The 18816-nt window shown below is 61.3% G+C and carries 18 protein-coding genes; 9 read left to right on the top strand and 9 right to left on the bottom strand.

What is annotated here, in order from left to right; genetic code table 11:
- The first annotated feature begins 60 nt into the window (after nt 1–60).
- From C4J89_RS16245 to C4J89_RS16230, 4 genes are read left to right on the top strand one after another with little or no spacing between them, the layout of a single operon-like run.
- Nucleotides 61–531, top strand: coding sequence for a MarR family winged helix-turn-helix transcriptional regulator (locus C4J89_RS16245; RefSeq protein ID WP_124415009.1), 471 nt, complete (start codon nt 61–63; stop codon nt 529–531).
- Complete coding sequence (locus tag C4J89_RS16240; protein WP_124415008.1) at nt 531–1982, top strand: efflux transporter outer membrane subunit; 1452 nt, start codon at nt 531–533, stop codon at nt 1980–1982. Before C4J89_RS16245 ends, C4J89_RS16240 begins: the two co-directional genes overlap by 1 nt.
- 15 nt (nt 1983–1997) lie before the next feature.
- Entirely contained in the window at nt 1998–3197 is a 1200-nt protein-coding gene (locus C4J89_RS16235; RefSeq protein WP_124363341.1) for an efflux RND transporter periplasmic adaptor subunit, read from the top strand.
- Nucleotides 3197–4726, top strand: a complete 1530-nt coding sequence (locus C4J89_RS16230) for a DHA2 family efflux MFS transporter permease subunit (protein ID WP_124363340.1) — start codon at nt 3197–3199, stop codon at nt 4724–4726. Before C4J89_RS16235 ends, C4J89_RS16230 begins: the two co-directional genes overlap by 1 nt.
- 156 nt (nt 4727–4882) lie before the next feature.
- Here the strand turns inward: C4J89_RS16230 and lpxH are convergent, their stop codons facing one another.
- Together lpxH and C4J89_RS16220 are read right to left on the bottom strand one after the other, a co-directional pair.
- Nucleotides 4883–5632, bottom strand: coding sequence for a UDP-2,3-diacylglucosamine diphosphatase (lpxH, locus tag C4J89_RS16225; protein WP_124363339.1), 750 nt, complete (start codon nt 5630–5632; stop codon nt 4883–4885).
- Nucleotides 5629–6135 carry a peptidylprolyl isomerase gene (locus tag C4J89_RS16220; protein ID WP_065877469.1) on the bottom strand — a complete coding sequence of 169 codons (507 nt, stop codon included), beginning with the start codon at nt 6133–6135 and terminating at the stop codon, nt 5629–5631. Before C4J89_RS16220 ends, lpxH begins: the two co-directional genes overlap by 4 nt.
- 248 nt (nt 6136–6383) lie before the next feature.
- On the opposite strand from C4J89_RS16220, the gene C4J89_RS16215 reads away from it, so the two are divergent.
- The 3 genes from C4J89_RS16215 to C4J89_RS16205 all read left to right on the top strand — a co-directional run bounded on the left by C4J89_RS16215 (nt 6384) and on the right by C4J89_RS16205 (nt 10129).
- Nucleotides 6384–8084 carry a glutamine--tRNA ligase/YqeY domain fusion protein gene (locus tag C4J89_RS16215; protein ID WP_124415007.1) on the top strand — a complete coding sequence of 567 codons (1701 nt, stop codon included), beginning with the start codon at nt 6384–6386 and terminating at the stop codon, nt 8082–8084.
- Between the two features lie 18 nt (nt 8085–8102).
- Complete coding sequence (gene cysS / locus C4J89_RS16210; protein ID WP_124415006.1) at nt 8103–9485, top strand: cysteine--tRNA ligase; 1383 nt, start codon at nt 8103–8105, stop codon at nt 9483–9485.
- A 317-nt stretch (nt 9486–9802) separates the two neighbouring features.
- The gene (locus tag C4J89_RS16205; RefSeq protein WP_124363336.1) at nt 9803–10129 is read left to right on the top strand and encodes a nuclear transport factor 2 family protein; all 327 of its coding nucleotides are present in this window, start codon (nt 9803–9805) and stop codon (nt 10127–10129) included.
- A 79-nt stretch (nt 10130–10208) separates the two neighbouring features.
- On the opposite strand, the gene C4J89_RS16200 is transcribed toward C4J89_RS16205, so the two are convergent.
- Nucleotides 10209–10331, bottom strand: a complete 123-nt coding sequence (locus C4J89_RS16200) for a winged helix-turn-helix transcriptional regulator (RefSeq protein WP_256681745.1) — start codon at nt 10329–10331, stop codon at nt 10209–10211.
- Between the two features lie 328 nt (nt 10332–10659).
- Here C4J89_RS16200 and C4J89_RS16195 point away from each other — a divergent pair, with 328 nt between their 5' ends.
- Entirely contained in the window at nt 10660–11424 is a 765-nt protein-coding gene (locus tag C4J89_RS16195; protein WP_124415005.1) for a GNAT family N-acetyltransferase, read from the top strand.
- A 64-nt stretch (nt 11425–11488) separates the two neighbouring features.
- A complete protein-coding gene (locus tag C4J89_RS16190) occupies nt 11489–12607 on the top strand; it encodes an acyl-CoA dehydrogenase family protein (protein ID WP_124415004.1) in 1119 nt (372 codons plus the stop codon).
- A gap of 76 nt (nt 12608–12683) precedes the next feature.
- Here the strand turns inward: C4J89_RS16190 and C4J89_RS16185 are convergent, their stop codons facing one another.
- The 6 genes from C4J89_RS16185 to C4J89_RS16160 are packed head-to-tail and all read right to left on the bottom strand — an operon-like array spanning nt 12684 to nt 18726.
- Complete coding sequence (locus C4J89_RS16185) at nt 12684–13022, bottom strand: Na+/H+ antiporter subunit G (RefSeq protein WP_124363333.1); 339 nt, start codon at nt 13020–13022, stop codon at nt 12684–12686.
- Entirely contained in the window at nt 13019–13297 is a 279-nt protein-coding gene (locus C4J89_RS16180) for a K+/H+ antiporter subunit F (RefSeq protein ID WP_005789171.1), read from the bottom strand. The genes C4J89_RS16185 and C4J89_RS16180 overlap by 4 nt, the downstream gene beginning before the upstream one ends.
- A complete protein-coding gene (locus C4J89_RS16175) occupies nt 13294–13782 on the bottom strand; it encodes a Na+/H+ antiporter subunit E (protein WP_124363332.1) in 489 nt (162 codons plus the stop codon). The genes C4J89_RS16180 and C4J89_RS16175 overlap by 4 nt, the downstream gene beginning before the upstream one ends.
- On the bottom strand, nt 13779–15461 hold the full coding sequence (locus C4J89_RS16170) for a monovalent cation/H+ antiporter subunit D (protein WP_124415003.1): 1683 nt from the start codon (nt 15459–15461) through the stop codon (nt 13779–13781). The genes C4J89_RS16175 and C4J89_RS16170 overlap by 4 nt, the downstream gene beginning before the upstream one ends.
- Complete coding sequence (locus C4J89_RS16165) at nt 15458–15802, bottom strand: Na+/H+ antiporter subunit C (RefSeq protein WP_124363330.1); 345 nt, start codon at nt 15800–15802, stop codon at nt 15458–15460. The genes C4J89_RS16170 and C4J89_RS16165 overlap by 4 nt, the downstream gene beginning before the upstream one ends.
- Entirely contained in the window at nt 15802–18726 is a 2925-nt protein-coding gene (locus tag C4J89_RS16160) for a monovalent cation/H+ antiporter subunit A (protein WP_124415002.1), read from the bottom strand. Before C4J89_RS16160 ends, C4J89_RS16165 begins: the two co-directional genes overlap by 1 nt.
- Nucleotides 18727–18816 lie beyond the last annotated feature (90 nt).

The raw sequence follows: 18816 nt of genomic DNA, 5'->3' as shown, positions 1-18816 counted from the left end.
GCCTAAGCAGTAATATCTCGTCACACATTCACTGCCTAGGCAGTAATAAGGTGACTTCCGATGCCGCATTTCACCCCTGAAAACTTCCACAACTGCCACCTCGGCTTGTTGCTGGGCCGTGCTGCGATCCTCAAGGACCGCATCATCGACACCCATATGGAACCCCACGGCGTTACCGCCGCGCAGTTCAAGGTGTTGATCATCATGGCCCAGTTCGGTGTCGACACGCCGGCCGAGCTGTGTCGCAACCTGTCCCTGGACAGCGGCTCGATGACGCGCATGCTCGACCGGCTGGAGCAGAAAAAGCTGCTCAGTCGCAAGCGTTCCGACCTGGACCGCCGCCAGGTGCAGTTGGTGCTCACCGCCGACGGCCAGCGTCTGGCAGACATGCTGCCGCAGATCGGTGCCCAGGCCCTTAACCAACTGGCCGGTGTGCTTGAGGCGGGCGAGCTGGAAACCTTGGAGCGGATCCTCAAGAAAATTCTGATAGCTGCGGGTGATCCCATCACCCTTCAGCGGGTAGGACAATGATGAACACACGCGCATTCAGCCTGGTGCTGATGGCGATGACGTTGGCCGGTTGTGCCAACTACAGCGGCCTTGACACCCAAGGCGAACGCCTCGACGCCAATAGCTTGCACACCGGCAAATCCCTGAGCGGTGTGAGCCTGTCCAGCGCCGCCTGGCCGGCCGCCGACTGGTGGAAAAGCCTCGGCGACCCACAGCTCGACGGCCTGATCCAGGAAGCCCTGCAACACAGCCCCGACATGCAGGTCGCCAGTGCCCGTGCGCACCAGGCCGAAGCTGCGGCCTATGCCGCCAACGCCGCGCGCATGCCCACCGTGGATGCCAGCGCCGGTGTCAGCCGTTCGCGGCTGGCCAAGGACCAGGACCCGCGCGGGGAGGGCGATGCCTATTCGACGGTGCGCAACATCGGCGCCAGCTTCAATTACAACTTCGACCTGTGGGGCGGCCAGCGCGCCGCCTGGGAGGCCGCCTTGGGCCAGGCCCGCGCCGCCGAAGTCGACCAGCAGGCCGCGCGCCTGACCCTGGCCGCCAATGTGGCCAAGGCCTACAGCGATCTGGGCCAGGCGCATATCGTGCGTGACCTGGCTGCCGACGACCTTAAGCGCACCCGCCAGATGCTCGACCTGAGCAAGCGCCGCCTGAGTTCCGGCATCGACAGCGAATACCAATACCAGCAAACCGAAAGCCTGGAAGCCAGCTCCCAGTCGCAGTTGATCGATGCGGAAAAACAACTGCAAAGCGCCAAGATCGCCCTGGCTGTGCTGCTCGGTAAAGGCCCGGACCGTGGCAACGAACTGGCGCGCCCGAATGTACTGAAACCCACGGCGGTCGCCGTGCCGTCGGTGTTGCCCGCCGAGCTGCTCGGCCGGCGCCCGGACCTGGTCGCCGCGCGCTGGCGGGTGGAAGCTGCGAGCAAGGACATCGCCGCCAGCAAGACCCGTTTCTATCCCAACCTCAACCTGAGCGCGAGCGCTGGCGCCGAATCGTTGCTGGGCGACGCCATGTTCGGTTCGGCCAGCCGCTTCTTCAATATCGCGCCGACGATATCGCTGCCGATCTTCGACGGTGGCCGCCTGCGCGCCGACCTCGACGCCCGCGACGCCGATTACGACCTGGCCGTGGCCCAGTACAACAAAACCCTGGTGCAAGCCTTGGGCGACATCGGCAGCACCTTGTCGCAACTGCGCGACACCGGACGGCAGATCCAGGCGCAGCAACACGCCGCCGATATCGCCCAGCAGTCTTACGACACCGGGGTGCAACGCTACAGCTCCGGCATCGGTAACTATCTGGATGTGCTCAGCATCGAGCAGCAATTGCTGCAGGCCCAGCGTCAGTTGGCGTCCTTGAATGCTGCGCAGATCGATCTGTCGATTCAATTGATGCAGGCCCTGGGTGGCGGGTTCAACGCCAGCAACGTGGCCGCGACCACCCCAGCCAACCGCACGGAATAATTTGAGGTATTTGTCATGGCCACTGCCGACAGCAACACCGCACCCGAACAAACCAAAGACAACAACCCGCGCAAACGCAAAGTCATGCTGATCGGCTTGGCGCTGATAGTCATCCTCGGTGTCGTCGGCGTCTGGGCTTGGTACGAGTTCTACGGGCGCTTTAACGAAAGCACCGATGACGCCTACGTGAATGGCAACGTGGTGGAAATCACCCCGCTGGTCACCGGCACCGTGGTCAGCATTGGCGCCGACGATGGCGACCTGGTCCACGAAGGCCAGGTGCTGGTGAACTTCGACCCCAACGACGCCGCCGTTGGTCTGCAAAGTGCCCAGGCCAACCTGGCCCGCACCGTGCGCCAGGTTCGCGGTTTGTACAGCAACGTCGATGGGATGAAAGCCCAGGTCAACGCGCAGAAAGCGGACGTGCAGACCGCCCAAGACAACTACAACCGGCGTAAGACCCTGGCCCAGGGCGGGGCGATCTCCCAGGAAGAATTGTCCCACGCCCGTGACAGCCTGACCGCCGCCAAAAACGCTTTGACCAACCTTGAGCAGCAACTCAAAACCAGCAATGCCTTGGTGGATGACACGGTGATTTCGTCGCACCCGGATGTGCAGGCGGCCGCCGCGCAACTGCGCCAGGCTTACCTGGCCAACGCGCGCAGCACCTTGATCGCCCCGGTCACAGGCTATGTGGCCAAGCGCACCGTGCAACTGGGCCAGCGCGTGCAACCGGGTACCGCGCTGATGGCGGTGATTCCGCTGGACCAGCTGTGGATCGATGCCAACTTCAAGGAAACCCAGCTGCGTGATATGCGCATCGGCCAGCCGGTGGATATCGAATCGGACATTTACGGCAGCGATGTGAAGTACAGCGGCACCGTCGACAGCCTGGGCGCCGGCACTGGCAGCGCGTTTGCCTTGCTGCCCGCGCAGAACGCCACCGGCAACTGGATCAAGATCGTGCAGCGGGTGCCGGTGCGCATCCATATCAACGCCGAAGAGCTGGCCAAGCACCCGTTGCGGGTCGGCTTGAGTACTGTGGTCAACGTGGACCTGCATGACCAGAGCGGCCCGGTGCTGGCGCAACAGGCGCCGCAGAAGGCCTCGTTCACCACCAACGTGTATGACCGCCAATTGGCCGAAGCCGATGCCATGATCAACCAGTTGATCCATGACAACAGCGTCGCCGCTCCCAAGGCTGCGCAACGCTGATGAGCAATAACGCCTCGTTCACGCCGCCCAGCCTGGTGATGGCCACCATCGGGCTGTCGCTGGCGACCTTCATGCAGGTGCTCGACACCACTATCGCCAACGTGGCGTTGCCGACCATTTCCGGCAACCTGGGCGTGAGTTCGGAGCAGGGCACCTGGGTCATTACCTCGTTTGCGGTGAGCAACGCCATTGCCTTGCCGCTCACCGGTTGGTTGAGCCGGCGCTTCGGCGAGGTGAAGCTGTTTCTGTGGGCGACCCTGCTGTTCGTGCTGGCGTCGTTCCTGTGCGGTATTTCCACTTCCATGCCCGAGTTGATCGGCTTTCGCGTGCTGCAGGGCCTGGTTGCCGGGCCGTTGTACCCGATGACGCAAACCTTGCTGATCGCGGTGTACCCGCCGGCCAAGCGCGGCATGGCTCTGGCACTATTGGCGATGGTCACGGTGGTGGCGCCGATTGCCGGGCCGATCCTCGGCGGCTGGATCACCGACAGCTACAGTTGGCCATGGATCTTCTTCATCAACGTGCCCATCGGCATCTTTGCGGTGATGGTGGTGCGTGCGCAGCTCAAGAAACGCCCGGTGCAGACCAGCCACCAACCGATGGATTACGTCGGGCTGCTCAGCCTGATCGTCGGGGTCGGCGCCTTGCAGATCATCCTCGACAAGGGCAATGACCTGGATTGGTTCGAGTCCAACTTCATCATCATCGGTGCGGCCATTTCGGTGATCGCCCTGGCGGTGTTCATCATCTGGGAAATGACCGACAAGCACCCGGTGGTCAACCTGCGCTTGTTTGCCTACCGCAACTTCCGTATCGGCACCATTGTGTTGGTCGGCGGCTATGCGGGTTTCTTCGGCATCAACCTGATCCTGCCGCAATGGCTGCAGACCCAGATGGGCTACACCGCCACCTGGGCCGGCTTGGCGGTGGCGCCGATCGGTATTCTGCCGGTGCTGATGTCGCCGTTTGTGGGCAAGTACGCGCACAAGTTCGACCTGCGCCTGCTGGCGGGGCTGTCATTCCTGGCGATGGGCTTGAGCTGTTTCATGCGTGCGAGCTTCACCAACGAGGTGGATTTCCAGCACATCGCCCTGGTGCAGTTGTTCATGGGTATCGGCGTGGCGCTGTTCTTCATGCCGACCTTGAGCATCCTGATGTCCGACCTGCCGCCGCAGCAGATTGCCGACGGCGCCGGTCTGGCGACCTTCCTGCGGACCCTGGGCGGCAGCTTCGCGGCGTCGCTCACCACCTGGATCTGGATTCGCCGCGCCGACCAGCACCATGCCTACATGAGCGAGAACATGACCGTCTATGACTCGACCACGCGCGATGCCGTGCAGGCGCTGGGTGGGGCAGGGCACAAGGCCTATGCGCAACTGGACCAGATTCTCACCAGCCAGGCCTACATGATGTCTACCGTGGATTACTTCACGTTGATGGGGTGGGTCTTCGTGGGGTTGATGCTGTTGGTGTGGCTGGCCAAACCGCCATTTGGCGCCAAGGCCGGGCCGGAGGCGTCCGGGCACTGACCCGCAGAGGTTGGAATGCAATCCAATGTGGGAGGGGGCTTGCTCCCGATAGCGGTGGGTGCAGTTACAGATTGGCTGACTGACCCACTGCTATCGGGAGCAAGCCCCCTCCCACATTTTGATCTCTGTTTACATTCAATAGGTGGTGTTTGAAGTTTAGGCGCCAGGCAATGCCAACTGCGGATTGACGAAGTCAAACGCCGCCAGTTGAAAGCCTTGCTCATCCACCTGCAACGCCCAACCTTGCTTGTCCCAATCCCCCAGCACAATGCGCTTGGCCGCCTGCTCACCAATCTGCAGTTTATGGATGGCAGGGCGGTGGGTGTGGCCGTGAACTAGGGTGCGCACGCCAAAGTGTTGCATGACCCGTGGCACTTCTTCCGGCGTGACGTCGACAATGTCGTTGGCCTTCATCCGTACCTGGGCGCTGCTTTCACTGCGCAGCTTGCGTGCCAGCCGGTGGCGGGTGCGCAGGGGCAGGTGGCGCAGGATGAACAGCACCATCGGGTTGCGCAGAATGCGCCGCAGCTTCATATAGCCGAGGTCGCGGGTGCAGAGGCTATCGCCGTGCATCAGCAGCACGGGTTCGCCGGCGAGCTGCACGACACTCGGGTCCTTGAGCAGCGTTGCGCCTGCCGCTTTGCAGAACGCCTTGCCGATCAGGAAATCGCGGTTTCCGTGCATGATGAAAATCGGGGTGCCGCTGTCGCTCAGTTCGCGCAGTGCGGCGCAGATCGAGCGCTGGAACGGTGTCATCCCATCGTCGCCAATCCAGGCTTCGAAGAAGTCGCCCAGAATGTACAACGCCTGGGCGCCACGGGCGCGGCCGTGGAGCAGATCCAGAAACGCCCGGGTGATGTCCGGGCGCTCCTCTTCCAGATGCAAATCTGAAATCAGCAATATCACGCTTCGATGATCTCGGCTTTCTCGACGATCACGTCTTCGGCTGGAACGTCCTGGTGGCCGGCCTTGGAGGTGGTGGACACGCCTTTGATCTTGTCGACAACGTCGGTGCCTGCGGTGACTTTACCGAACACTGCGTAACCCCAACCCTGTACGTTCTTGCCGCTGTGGTTGAGGAAGGCGTTGTCGGCCACGTTGATGAAGAACTGCGCGGAGGCCGAATGCGGCTCCATGGTACGGGCCATGGCGACGGTGTACTTGTCGTTGGAAAGGCCGTTGTCCGCTTCGTTCTGGATGCTTGGGCGCTTGTCTTTCTTCTCTTTCATGCCGGGCTCGAAACCGCCGCCCTGGATCATGAAGTTGCCGATGACACGGTGGAAAACGGTGTTTTCGTAGTGGCCGGCTTTGACGTACTCGATGAAGTTGGCGACGGTGATCGGCGCTTTCTCGGCGTTCAGCTCGATGACGATGTCACCGTGGTTGGTGGTCAGTTTGACTTGAGTCATGTTCACTACTCTTTTCAGGGAATTCGTGGGGTTGGGCGAATAAACGCTTTACCTGCCTGGCTAAACGGCGGCCAAGTCGCGCAGTTTAGCGTGCCCTGCAGGAATTTCGAGGTGGTTTTTTACCGCCAAGGCAATTAAACCAGCAGTTTTTGACCGCGCTCTGTCAGGCGGTTGACAGGTTCGGCTATGATAAGCCCTTTGTTTTATCTGGCCTCACCCGGCCACGAACCTGTCTGTTCAAGGATCCTATGAGCAAGCCCACTGTCGACCCTACCTCGAATTCCAAGGCCGGACCTGCCGTCCCGGTCAATTTCCTGCGCCCGATCATCCAGGCGGACCTGGATTCGGGCAAGCACACGCAGATCGTCACCCGTTTCCCGCCAGAGCCCAACGGCTACCTGCACATCGGTCACGCCAAGTCGATCTGTGTGAACTTCGGCCTGGCCCAGGAATTCGGCGGCGTCACGCACCTGCGTTTCGACGACACCAACCCGGCCAAGGAAGACCAGGAATACATCGACGCCATCGAAAGCGACGTGAAGTGGCTGGGTTTCCAATGGTCTGGTGAAGTGCGCTATGCCTCGCAATATTTCGACCAGTTGCACGACTGGGCCGTCGAGCTGATCAAGGCCGGCAAGGCCTACGTCGACGACCTGAGCCCGGAACAGGCCAAGGAATACCGCGGCACCCTGACCGAGCCGGGCAAGAACAGCCCGTTCCGCGACCGTTCGGTAGAAGAGAACCTCGACTGGTTTGCCCGCATGCGTGCGGGTGAGTTCCCGGACGGCGCCCGCGTGCTGCGCGCCAAGATCGACATGGCCTCGCCGAACATGAACCTGCGCGACCCGATCATGTACCGCATCCGCCATGCCCACCACCACCAGACCGGTGACAAATGGTGCATCTACCCCAACTATGACTTCACCCACGGTCAGTCAGACGCCATCGAAGGCATCACTCACTCCATCTGCACCCTGGAGTTCGAAAGCCACCGTCCGCTGTACGAGTGGTTCCTGAGCAACCTGCCGGTGCCGGCACAGCCGCGCCAGTACGAGTTCAGCCGCTTGAACCTGAACTACACCATCACCAGCAAGCGCAAGCTCAAGCAGCTGGTGGATGAAAAGCACGTACTGGGCTGGGACGACCCGCGCATGTCGACCCTGTCGGGCTTTCGCCGTCGCGGCTACACCCCGGCGTCGATCCGCAATTTCTGCGAGATGGTCGGCACCAACCGTTCCGACGGCGTGGTCGACTTCGGTATGCTCGAGTTCAGCATCCGCCAGGACCTCGACGCGAACGCTCCGCGTGCCATGTGCGTATTGCGTCCGTTGAAGGTCGTGATCACCAACTACCCGCAAGACCAGGTCGAAAACCTCGAGCTGCCGCGTCATCCGCAGAAAGAAGAGCTGGGCGTGCGCAAGTTGCCATTCGCGCGTGAAATCTACATCGACCGCGATGACTTCATGGAAGAGCCGCCAAAGGGCTACAAACGCCTGGAACCCAATGGCGAAGTGCGCCTGCGTGGCAGCTACGTGATCCGTGCCGATGAGGCCATCAAGGACGCCGATGGCAACATCGTCGAACTGCGCTGCTCGTACGACCCGGACACCCTGGGCAAGAACCCCGAAGGCCGCAAGGTCAAGGGCGTGGTCCACTGGGTCCCGGCCGCTGCCAGCATCGAGTGCGAAGTGCGCCTGTACGATCGGCTGTTCCGCTCGCCGAACCCTGAGAAAGCCGAAGACAGCGCAAGCTTCCTCGACAACATCAACCCAGATTCGCTGCAAGTTCTCACGGGTTGTCGTGCCGAGCCATCGCTTGGCGACGCACAGCCGGAAGATCGGTTCCAGTTCGAGCGCGAAGGTTACTTCTGCGCGGATATCAAGGACTCCAAACCTGGTCATCCGGTATTCAACCGTACCGTGACCTTGCGTGATTCGTGGGGCCAGTGATTCTCTAAGGAAGCCGTTGTGCTAACGATCTACAACACACTCAGCAAGACCAAAGAAGTCTTCAAGCCGCTGGATGGCAACAAGGTGCGCATGTACGTGTGCGGCATGACCGTGTACGACTACTGCCATATCGGCCATGGTCGCAGCATGGTTGCCTTCGACCTGGTGACCCGCTGGTTGCGTTTCAGCGGCTACGACTTGACCTATGTGCGCAACATCACCGACATCGACGACAAGATCATCAACCGCGCCAATGAAAACGGCGAGGCGTTCGACGCGCTGACCGAGCGCATGATCGCCGCCATGCATGAGGACGAGGCGCGCCTCAATATCCTCAAGCCGGACATGGAACCGCGCGCCACGGACCACATCCCTGGCATGCACGCGATGATCCAGACCCTGATCGACAAGGGTTACGCCTACGCCCCGGGCAACGGCGACGTGTACTACCGCGTGGCCAAGTTCATGGGCTACGGCAAGCTGTCGCGCAAGAAAATCGAAGACCTGCGCATCGGCGCGCGCATCGAAGTCGACGAGGCCAAGCAGGACCCGCTCGACTTCGTGCTGTGGAAAGCCACCAAGCCTGGCGAGCCGAGCTGGGAGTCGCCGTGGGGCGCCGGGCGTCCGGGCTGGCACATCGAATGCTCGGTGATGTCCACTTGCTGCCTGGGCGAGACCTTCGACATTCATGGCGGCGGCAGCGACCTGGAGTTCCCGCACCACGAAAACGAAATCGCCCAGAGCGAAGCGGCCACCGGCAAGACTTACGCCAATGCCTGGATGCACTGCGGCATGATCCGCATCAATGGCGAGAAGATGTCCAAGTCCTTGAACAACTTCTTCACCATCCGCGACGTGCTGGAAAAGTACCACCCGGAGGTTGTGCGTTATTTGTTGGTGTCCAGCCACTATCGCAGCGCCATCAACTACTCGGAAGACAACCTCAAGGACGCCAAGGGCGCCCTGGAGCGGTTCTACCATGCGTTGAAAGGCTTGCCTGCCGTGGCCCCCGCCGGCGGCGAAGCGTTTGTGGCACGGTTTACCGAAGTCATGAACGACGACTTCGGCACGCCGGAAGCCTGCGCGGTGCTGTTTGAAATGGTGCGTGAGATCAACCGTTTGCGTGAGACTGATCTCGACGCAGCGGCGGGTCTGGCAGCGCGTCTGAAAGAGCTGGCTAGTGTGCTGGGTGTGTTGCAGATGGAAGCCGATGACTTCCTGCAAGCCGGCGCCGAAGGGCGGGTGGATGCGGCTGAAGTCGATGCGCTGATCCAGGCGCGTTTGGCTGCGCGGGCCGGTAAAGACTGGGCGGAGTCCGACCGTATCCGTGACCAACTGACTGCGCTGGGTGTGGTGTTGGAAGACGGGAAGGGCGGGACGACCTGGCGGTTGGCTGACTGAGCGTTGGTTACTGCACGCTGAATGAAAAACGCCCCGACTGGTTCGGGGCGATCGTTCCCAAGCTCCGCGTGGGAATGCATTCCGTGACGCTCTGCGTCACCCGTACGCATAGCGGGACGCGGAGCGCCCCAGGCGGCGTTCCCACGCGGAGCGTGGGAACGATCAACTCACCCGATCCAGCGTGTGAGCAGGCGTTGATGCCTGGGCCGGCCTCATACTTACTTTGCAGTAAGCCCATTACCTTTTCGTGCGTTCTTGTGGCGAGTCGCGCCAGTTTTCTATGCTGGAGTCCTATCCAATCTTCAGGAATACCCACCATGACCCTCGCGCTTGCCCCAGCCATCGCCCTTTACTTCGCCGCAGACGCCGCCAAAACAGGCGATTTCAGCGAATGTTTCACCGCCGACGCGGTGGTGAAGGATGAGGGCCATACCTATATCGGGTTGCCAGCGATCCAGGCCTGGAAGGACGGCACCTCCGACAAGTACACCTACACCAGCGAACCCTTCGCCTGTGAAGTACAGGGCGATAAAACCGTGGTCACCAGCCATCTGGTCGGCGACTTTCCTGGAAGCCCGCTGGACTTGCGGTATGTCTTCGGCCTGGAAGGCGGCAGGATCGCTGCATTGGAGATTCTGGTATGAGTTCGACCGCCGCGGGCTGCGTGGTCGCTACAAACAGCGGCACCAAGTCCGTGATCGACGGCGGGACCATGCCTACGGTCTAGCTCGCGGGTTTGGCGGCCTGCCATTTGAGCAGCCTGTCCAGCACCGGGCACAGGCTCTGGCCCCATTCGGTCATGCGGTATTCGACCGATTCCTGGAGGGTGGCGAAAATGGGCGGCACGAATACGGTCCATCGCTTGGCATCGATCGCACATTTTTAGCTCAGGCATAAAAAACGCCCGCTACCTGGGTGCGGGCATTGTGCGCTCGAAGTTTAACCGGGCGGCGAAACGCGGTCGATGGATTTGGCGACCGCCGAAGGGTGTGCAGCCATTTTTAAGTAACACCCTAAACACTGTCGGAACCGACTGGCGGTCAAAATGTTGACTTTCGCTTTGATTATAGTCTTGCCGAATTCACCCTAGGTTTCAGAGTTTCCTTACAGTCTCCCCTCAAGCAGGGCAGGTAATGTTTTGTTTATTACTTGTCGTTGTAAGAAGGGAAACTATATGCAAATGCTTACAGAGACCAGGGACGCGGGTTCAGGCTTGCCGCCACATGGCGGTAAATTGATCGTCGGCCTCGCCAGTACGTCAGAGCAACTGCGAGAAGTACAAGCCCTTCGTTATAAAGTGTTCAATGAAACTTTCCAGGCGACGGCACTTAAGAACGCGCAAGGTTTGAATGTCGACGAGTTTGATGACTATTGCGACCATCTGATTGTGCGCGATACCACAACGGCCTGCGTGGTCGGTACTTATCGTGTAATGAGTCCGACGGCGGCCCGGCACTTGGGGCACTACTACTCGGAGAATGAATTCGACCTGAGCCGTCTGGATCATTTGCGTGCCCGTATTATCGAAGCGGGGCATGCCTGTGTGCACCCTGACTACCGCAGCGGCAGCGTGATCATGATGCTGTGGTCGGGCCTGGCAGCCTATATGCAACGTGAAGGGTGTGATTACTTGATGGGGTGTGCCAGCGTCAGTTTGACGGATGGCGGTCATCACGCATCGGCGATCTATCGTGCGTTTAAGCCTGAACAATTTGCGCCCTCTGAATATCGTGTCATCCCTCATATACCCTTTGTGCTTCATGAAGTGAAAAGCGCACAACCTGCGCCCATGCCACCTTTATTAAAAGGTTATTTGCGCAGTGGTGCCTGGGTGTGCGGCGAACCGGCGTGGGACGCTGATTTTCATTCGGCTGATTTCTTTATGTTGTTACCGTTATCGAATTTGGATCAGCGTTATGCGCGTCATTATTTGAAGTGAATAAGTGGGCGCTCCGTTGAGTGTGGTTGGGATATTGCACGAATCATTGAAGGGTTTTAAGCACATGTTTTTGACAGAAGAACGCAATACGGCTTTTGAGCTGATACCGCAAATGGCAGCCTTCCTTGAATCCGCATCGCTTTTGGAGCTTGAACGGGGACAGTCGCAACGGTTGGCCGATCTGTTTCGAACAGTGGGCCGGCCTGGGCTTGCCATCGCTGAGACACTGGGTGGAGGAGGTGTCAGTGCGCGCAAGTTGGCGCAGTTGCATACGTGGGTCGGCGCACACTGCCCTTCATTGGCGGTGATGATGACCATGCATCACCACACCGTCGCCGGCATGATGGCGGGCAGTTATTTCTTTCCTGATCTTGAAGGACTGTTGAGCATCGTTGCACGCAACGACTTGTTGGTTGCGTCCGGGTTCGCCGAAGGACGTGCGCATTCGGATATTTTGGCGTCAACCATGGCCGTGGAGAAAACCGCCGACGGCTATGTGCTCAATGGCAGCAAGAAACCGTGCACCATGACCCATCACTTCGATGTGATCACGTTTGGCGTCAATTACGTTGATCCGCAAGGCCAGATGCACCTTGGCATTGGCGCGGGGTTGGCGGGGGATCCCTGTATCGAGCGGAAAACATTCTGGTCTGTTCCCCATTTGCAGGCGGCCGACAGTCACGAGGTGCGGTTCAATAACCTGGTGGTTCCCGAGTCCATGATGCATTTCAGCAAAACCGTGGATGAGCAGCTCGATGAGGATCAACAGGGCACGGGTAACCATTTGTTTGCGATCTGGTTCCAGTTGCTGGCGGCGGCGTCCTACCTGGGCATGGCGTCCGCGTTGGCATCGCGCGCCTTGACGGCCGGTAAGGGGACGCCGGAAGACCGGGCGCTGTTGCTGATCGATCTGCAAGGGGCGACGATGGCGTTGCAGGGGTTGGCCACTTCGATAGACGAAAACCGCTTCTTGCGCACCGACCTGGCGCGTGCACAGGCCACACGCTTCGCGGTGCAGGAAGCGGTCAATCGTATTGGCACGCGTGCCTTCGAACTCATGGGCGGCATGGCGTTCATGTCGTCGGAAGAAGTTGCCTATCTGCTGGTGGCAACGCGTGTGTTGGCGTTCCACCCGACTTCCAGGGTCGCCAGCAGCGCATTTCTATGTGAGCAACTGGGCTAGAAAGGTTGGGGGGCCAGACCTTTCGCCTGGCACAAAACCAAATGTGGGAGGGGCAAGCCCCCTCCCACATTTTAAATCAGCGGCGGCTGCTGACCTCGGCGGGCACGTCGTCACCGGCCATGCGCTTGCGGAACAACGCGGTACGGGCCAATAGCAAGGTGGTCACCGGCACCGTGATCGACAACAGAATCGGGATCAACCAGCCGTGCAACACCGGCCCGGACTTGAGCACCGAAAAATAGATAATCGACGCCAATGCCACGCACCACGCCCCAATGGTCGAGGCCAGGGCTGGCGGGTGCATGCGCTGGAAGAAGTCTTTCATCCTCAGCAAACCAATCGCTCCGATCAACGCGAACACGCTGCTGAGCACCAGCAGTATCGCCACGACGATTTCCATCCACAACGGCATCATTCAATCACCTCCCCACGCAGCAGGAATTTGGCCAGGGCGAACGAGCCGACGAAGCCGAACAGCGCAATCAACAGCGCCGCTTCAAAGTAGGTGTCACTGGCATAGCGAATGCCCAGCACCAGCATCATTAGCATCGCCAGGATGTACAGATAGTCCAGCGCCAGTACCCGGTCCTGGGCCGAGGGGCCTTTGAACAGGCGGATCAAGGTCAGCACCATCGCCAGGGAAAATAGGAACAGGCTGAACAGGATCGCATTGGAGAGCAGGGCGCTCATTCGAAGATCTCCATCAGGGGCCGCTCATAGGTGGCTTTGAAGTGCGCGATAAACGGCGCTTCCTCGTCCAGGTCGAACACGTGCAAGAGCAGGATGCTACGGTCCAGCGCCAGTTCGGACCAGATGGTGCCGGGGATCACCGTGGTGATCATCGACAGCGCCGCGAGGCCGTTGGGGCTGCGCAGGTCCAGGGGGATCTTGATAAAGCGCGAACGCGGCGCGCGTGAACCGCAGGTCAAGACGCCCCAGGCCACTTGCAGGTTGGAGACAATCACGTCGCGGCCCACCAGCAGGAACAGGCGCAGGATCACGCCGGGACGGCGCAGGCTGATCGGTTGCGGGCGCAGTGGCGCCATCATCAATGGCGCAAGCACGCCCAGCAGCGCACCGAGCAGCAGGTTGCCGGGGCTGATGGACAGGTTCAGCACCAGCCATAAGCCCAACAAGGCCAGCGACAGCCACGGCGCGGGAAACAGGCGTTTCATGGCTGCACCTCCAGGGCCGCGGCCTTGGCTTCAGGGCTGGGGACCGGACGCGTCGCCATCACTGCCATTACGTAATGCTCAGGGTTATTCAGGCTGTTGGCGGTGGCCAGGGTGTAGCGCATCAGGGGCTCGGCCTTGAAGGTCAGCGCAATGCTCAGGCCCAGCAGCAGGAAGATCGGCATACATTCGTAGCGGCGCAGCAGGGGCGATGGGCGCTCTTCGGGTGTCCAGAAGCGCTGGATGCCGAGCCGTGCGAAGGCGATCAGCGAGGCCAGGCCAGACAGGATCAACAGCGCCACCAGGCCCCAGGCCGCCGGGCGAATCGGTTCATCCAGCGCATTGCCCAGGCCCAGCGGGTTGACCAACGCGCTTAACAAACTGAGCTTGCCGATAAACCCGGACAGCGGTGGCATGCCAATGATCAGCAGCGCGCAAGCGACAAAGCTCAACCCCAGGAACGCCATGGTCCATGGAATCACCTGGCCGACCACGGCTTTCTGCTCATCGTCGAGGTTGACGCCGGGGCGTGGATGCAGGGATTCCATGGCCTTGGGCAGTGCGTCGATCTCTTCATCCAGCGGCAGGTCATTGGCCGAGCGCGAACGTTCGATCAATTCAGCCAGCAGGAACAACGCGCTCAGCGCCAGGGTGGAGCTGACCAGATAAAACAGCGCCCCCGCCGTCAGGCTCGGCTGGGCAAAGCCCACCGCCGACAGCAGGATGCCGGCCGAGACCAGAATGCTCAGGCTCGCCATGCGTTCCAGGCGCTGCGCCGCGAGCATTGCCAGTGCCGCGCAGACAATCGTGGCCATGCCGCCGTACACCAGCCAGTCACCGCCAAACAACGCCGAAGCGCCGGCCTGGCCGGAGAACAGCAGCGTCCACAAGCGCAGCACGGTGTACACGCCCACCTTGGTCATGATCGCGAACATCGCCGCCACCGGCGCGCTGGCCGAAGAGTAGGCCGGGGCCAGCCAGAAGTTCAGCGGCCACATACCGGCCTTGGCCAGGAATGCGGTGGCCAGGATCGCCGCACCGGCGTGCAGCAGGCCGCGATCGGCCTCCGGCACCAGCGGGATTTTCAGCGCCAGGTCAGCGAAGTTCAGCGTGCCGGTGACCCCGTAGATCATCGCCGCGCCAATCAGGAACAGCGACGACGCCAGCAGGTTGATTGCGATGTAATGCAGCCCCGACGACACCCGCGCGCGGCCCGAACCGTGCAGCATCAAGCCGTAGGACGCCGCCAGCAGCACCTCGAAAAACACGAACAGATTGAACAGGTCAGCGGTGAGGAAGGCGCCGTACAGGCCCATCATCTGCACCTGGAACAGCGCATGGAAACTGGTGCCGGCACGGTCCCAGCGGGCCATGGCGAACAGCAGCGCGCTCACGCCGATGATCCCGGTCAGCACCAGCATCAGCGCCGACAGTTGGTCCACCACCAGCACGATGCCGAACGGCACTTGCCAGTTGCCCGGCAGGTACACGCCGATCGAGCCGGGGCCGCCTTTTTGGGTCCAGTACAACAGCAGCACGGCGATGCCCAGCCCCAGCATGCTCGAGACCAGATTGATTTTTGCCTTCAGCGGGCGGCGTTTCTCGCCGAGCATCAGCATTAGCGCGGCGGTCAGCAAGGGGAGCAGGATCGGCGCAACGATCAGTTGATTGACCCAATTCATGCCTTGGGCTCCCGGCCATCCACATGGTCGGTACCGGTCAGGCCCCGGGAGGCCAGCAGCACCACCAGGAACAACGCGGTCATGGCGAAGCTGATCACGATCGCCGTGAGCACCAGTGCCTGGGGCAGGGGGTCGGTGTAGTTGAGCAGGTCCTGGGGCACGCCGTCCTTGATGATTGGCTCCTTGCCGATAAACAGGCTGCCCATGCTGAAAATGAACAGGTTGACGCCGTAGGACAACAGGCACAGGCCCATCACCACCTGGAATGTCCGTGGCCGCAGGATCAACCAGACGCCGGAGGCTGCCAGCACCCCAATGGCAATTGCAATGACTTCTTCCATCAGGCGGCAGCTCCTTGTGGGTTGGCGACGGCTTTGAGCTGGTTGCTCGGTTTGTGCGCGCGCACCGATTGGTGGCCGAGGGCGGTGAGCATCAGCAGGGTCGAACCGACGACCATGGCGTAGACGCCGACGTCGAAAAACAATGCGCTGGCGACATGGATATCGCCCAGCATCGGCACGCTCAGGTGCCAGGTATGGGTGGTGAGGAACGGGTATCCGGCGAACAACGCACCAAGCCCGGTGAGGGTCGCCGACAGCAGGCCGAAACCCATCCAGCGCATCGGCCGCAGGCTCATCTGCGCCTCGACCCACTGGGTACCGGCCACCATGTATTGCAGGATGAACGCCACCGACATCACCAACCCCGCGACAAAGCCGCCGCCCGGTTGGTTATGGCCGCGCATGAACAGGTAGAACGACACCACCAGCGCTATCGGCAACAGCAGGCGCACCAGCACCGCCGGCACCATCATGAAGCCCAGGGCGGTGTCGCTGGCCTGGCGCGGGTTGACCAGGTCGGTGGCGACATCGGGCGCGAGCTGGCGCTGTTGAGGCGGCAGTTCCATGCTTTCTTTCGACGGGCGGAAGCGCCGCAGCAGCGCGTACACGGTCAGCGCCACCGCGCCGAGCACGGTGATCTCGCCAAGGGTGTCGAAGCCGCGGAAGTCCACCAGCATCACGTTCACCACATTGCTGCCGCCGCCCTCGGGCAGGGCGCGGCTGAGGTAGAACGAGGAGATATCGTTGGGCGTCTGGCGGGTCAGCATCGCGTAAGACAGCAGCGCCATACCGCCGCCCACCACAGTGGACAGCAGAAAGTCGCGCAGGCGCCGGATACGCGCCTTGCGCAGCGAGCTGGGCAGCGGCGAGACTTCTTCGATCCGCCGTGGCAGCCAGCGCAGGCCGAGCAGGATCAGCACGGTGGTCACCACTTCCACCACCAGTTGCGTCAGCGCCAGGTCCGGCGCCGAGAACCACACAAAGGTAATGCAGGTCATCAGGCCGCACACGCTGACCATGGTGAGGGCCGCCAGCCGGTGGTACTTGGCCTGCCAGGCGGCGCCCAGCGCGCAGGCAATCGCCAGCAACCACAGGGTGACGAACACGATGGAACCGGGGATTTTCGGCCGGTCGCCCCAGCTCAGGCCGCTGTTGAACATGGGGATCATGGCGCCGATCACCGCGACGATCACCAGCAGGAACAATTGGGTTTGCAGGCGCTTGGTGCTGATGCGTTTTTCCAGGCGACGCACGCCGCGCATCATCAGCACCAGGCAGCGCTCGAAGCCGCGCTTGCCGTTGAAATAGCCGACCAGGGGCGGGTAGGCGAAGCGGCCACGCTTGAGTTGTTTGCGCAGCATCAGGTACAGCACCACACCGCCGCACATGGCCACCAGGCTCATGATCAACGGAGCGTTCCAGCCGTGCCAGATCGCCAGGCTGTACTCGGGCAGCACGCCGCCCACTACGGGCAACGCGGCGGCGGCGAGGATCGAGCCGACCATCTGGGCCGGGAAAATCCCCACCAGCAGGCAGGTGAACACCAACAGCTCAACCGGCGCGCGCATCCAGCGCGGGGGTTCGTGGGGCGTGTGGGGCAAGTTGGTGGCAGGCGGGCCGAAGAACACATCCACGGTAAACCGCAACGCATAGGCCACGCTGAAGGTGCCGGCGATGGTCGCGATCAACGGCAGCGTGATTTCCACCCATTTTGTCGCCGAGATAAACACCGTTTCGGCGAAGAACATCTCTTTGGACAAGAAGCCATTGAGCAATGGCACGCCGGCCATCGAGGCACTGGCCACCATCGCCAGGGTCGCGGTGAACGGGATCAGGCGCACCAACCCACTGAGCTTGCGGATATCCCGCGTGCCGCTTTCGTGGTCGATGATGCCCGCGGCCATGAACAGCGAGGCCTTGAACGTGGCGTGGTTGAGGATGTGGAACACTGCCGCGACAGCCGCCAGCGGGCTATTGAGGCCCAGCAGCAAGGTGATCAGACCCAGGTGACTGATGGTGGAGTAGGCCAGCAGGCCCTTGAGATCGTTTTGAAACATGGCGCAGTAAGCGCCGAGGAGGAGGGTAATGGCGCCGGCGCCGCCGACGATCCAGAACCATTCTTCGCTGCCCGACAGCGATGGCCACAGGCGGGCCAGCAGGAACACGCCGGCCTTCACCATCGTGGCCGAATGCAGATAGGCCGACACCGGCGTTGGCGCCGCCATGGCGTGGGGCAGCCAGAAGTGGAAGGGGAACTGCGCGCTTTTGCTCAAGGCGCCGATCAGCACCAGGGCGAGCATCGCCGGGTACAGCGAGTGCGCGCGAATCTGGTCGCCCGCCGCCAGCACCTGGTCCAGGTCATAGCTGCCGACGATATGCCCGAGCAACATCACCCCGGCCAACAGGCACAGGCCGCCCGCGCCGGTGACCATCAACGCCATGTAGGCACCGCGCCTGGCATCGGCGCGGTGGTGCCAGTAACCGATCAACAGGAACGAGAACAGGCTGGTCAGTTCCCAGAAAAACACGATCTGGATCAGGTTGCCGGAAATCACCAGGCCGAGCATGGCGCCCATGAAGGCCAGGAAAAACGCGAAAAAACGTGGCACCGGGTCGTCCGGCGACATGTAGTAACGCGCATACAGCGACACCAGCGTGCCGATGCCCAGCACCAGCATCGAGAACAGCCAGGCGAAGCCATCCATGCGCAGCACGAAATTCAGGCCGAGGCTGGGTAACCACATGAATTCTTCACGGATCACGCCGCCATGGGCGATCTGGGGGTAAAGCAGCGCGACTTGTATGGTGCCGACCAAGGCCACCAGGCCAGCCAGCAAGGATTCGGTGTTGCGTGCGTTGTGCGGCAGCAAGGCCGCCAGACAGCTGCCAATGAATGGCAGAAGCAGTAGAACTATCAGGGACATAGGCTTCTAATCTGCGGGAGTTTGGGATGCATCATACGTGCCGCTTTCTCGATCACCAAACGGCAAGATGTGGCAGGATCCTACAAGAGC

This window comes from Pseudomonas sp. R4-35-07, assembly GCF_003852235.1.
Lineage (GTDB): Bacteria > Pseudomonadota > Gammaproteobacteria > Pseudomonadales > Pseudomonadaceae > Aquipseudomonas.
This window is presented reverse-complemented; position numbering and strand designations above follow the sequence as displayed.

What these genes read in the sequence shown, in the direction of transcription:
- C4J89_RS16245 (WP_124415009.1), top strand. Translation starts at nt 61, where the DNA reads ATGCCGCATTTCACCCCTGAAAACTTCCACAACTGCCACCTCGGCTTG.
- C4J89_RS16240 (WP_124415008.1), top strand. Translation starts at nt 531, where the DNA reads ATGAACACACGCGCATTCAGCCTGGTGCTGATGGCGATGACGTTGGCC.
- C4J89_RS16235 (WP_124363341.1), top strand. Translation starts at nt 1,998, where the DNA reads ATGGCCACTGCCGACAGCAACACCGCACCCGAACAAACCAAAGACAAC.
- C4J89_RS16230 (WP_124363340.1), top strand. Translation starts at nt 3,197, where the DNA reads ATGAGCAATAACGCCTCGTTCACGCCGCCCAGCCTGGTGATGGCCACC.
- C4J89_RS16220 (WP_065877469.1), bottom strand. Translation starts at nt 6,135, where the DNA reads ATGACTCAAGTCAAACTGACCACCAACCACGGTGACATCGTCATCGAG.
- C4J89_RS16215 (WP_124415007.1), top strand. Translation starts at nt 6,384, where the DNA reads ATGAGCAAGCCCACTGTCGACCCTACCTCGAATTCCAAGGCCGGACCT.
- C4J89_RS16205 (WP_124363336.1), top strand. Translation starts at nt 9,803, where the DNA reads ATGACCCTCGCGCTTGCCCCAGCCATCGCCCTTTACTTCGCCGCAGAC.
- C4J89_RS16195 (WP_124415005.1), top strand. Translation starts at nt 10,660, where the DNA reads ATGCAAATGCTTACAGAGACCAGGGACGCGGGTTCAGGCTTGCCGCCA.
- C4J89_RS16190 (WP_124415004.1), top strand. Translation starts at nt 11,489, where the DNA reads ATGTTTTTGACAGAAGAACGCAATACGGCTTTTGAGCTGATACCGCAA.
- C4J89_RS16185 (WP_124363333.1), bottom strand. Translation starts at nt 13,022, where the DNA reads ATGATGCCGTTGTGGATGGAAATCGTCGTGGCGATACTGCTGGTGCTC.
- C4J89_RS16180 (WP_005789171.1), bottom strand. Translation starts at nt 13,297, where the DNA reads ATGAGCGCCCTGCTCTCCAATGCGATCCTGTTCAGCCTGTTCCTATTT.
- C4J89_RS16175 (WP_124363332.1), bottom strand. Translation starts at nt 13,782, where the DNA reads ATGAAACGCCTGTTTCCCGCGCCGTGGCTGTCGCTGGCCTTGTTGGGC.
- C4J89_RS16170 (WP_124415003.1), bottom strand. Translation starts at nt 15,461, where the DNA reads ATGAATTGGGTCAATCAACTGATCGTTGCGCCGATCCTGCTCCCCTTG.
- C4J89_RS16165 (WP_124363330.1), bottom strand. Translation starts at nt 15,802, where the DNA reads ATGGAAGAAGTCATTGCAATTGCCATTGGGGTGCTGGCAGCCTCCGGC.
- C4J89_RS16160 (WP_124415002.1), bottom strand. Translation starts at nt 18,726, where the DNA reads ATGTCCCTGATAGTTCTACTGCTTCTGCCATTCATTGGCAGCTGTCTG.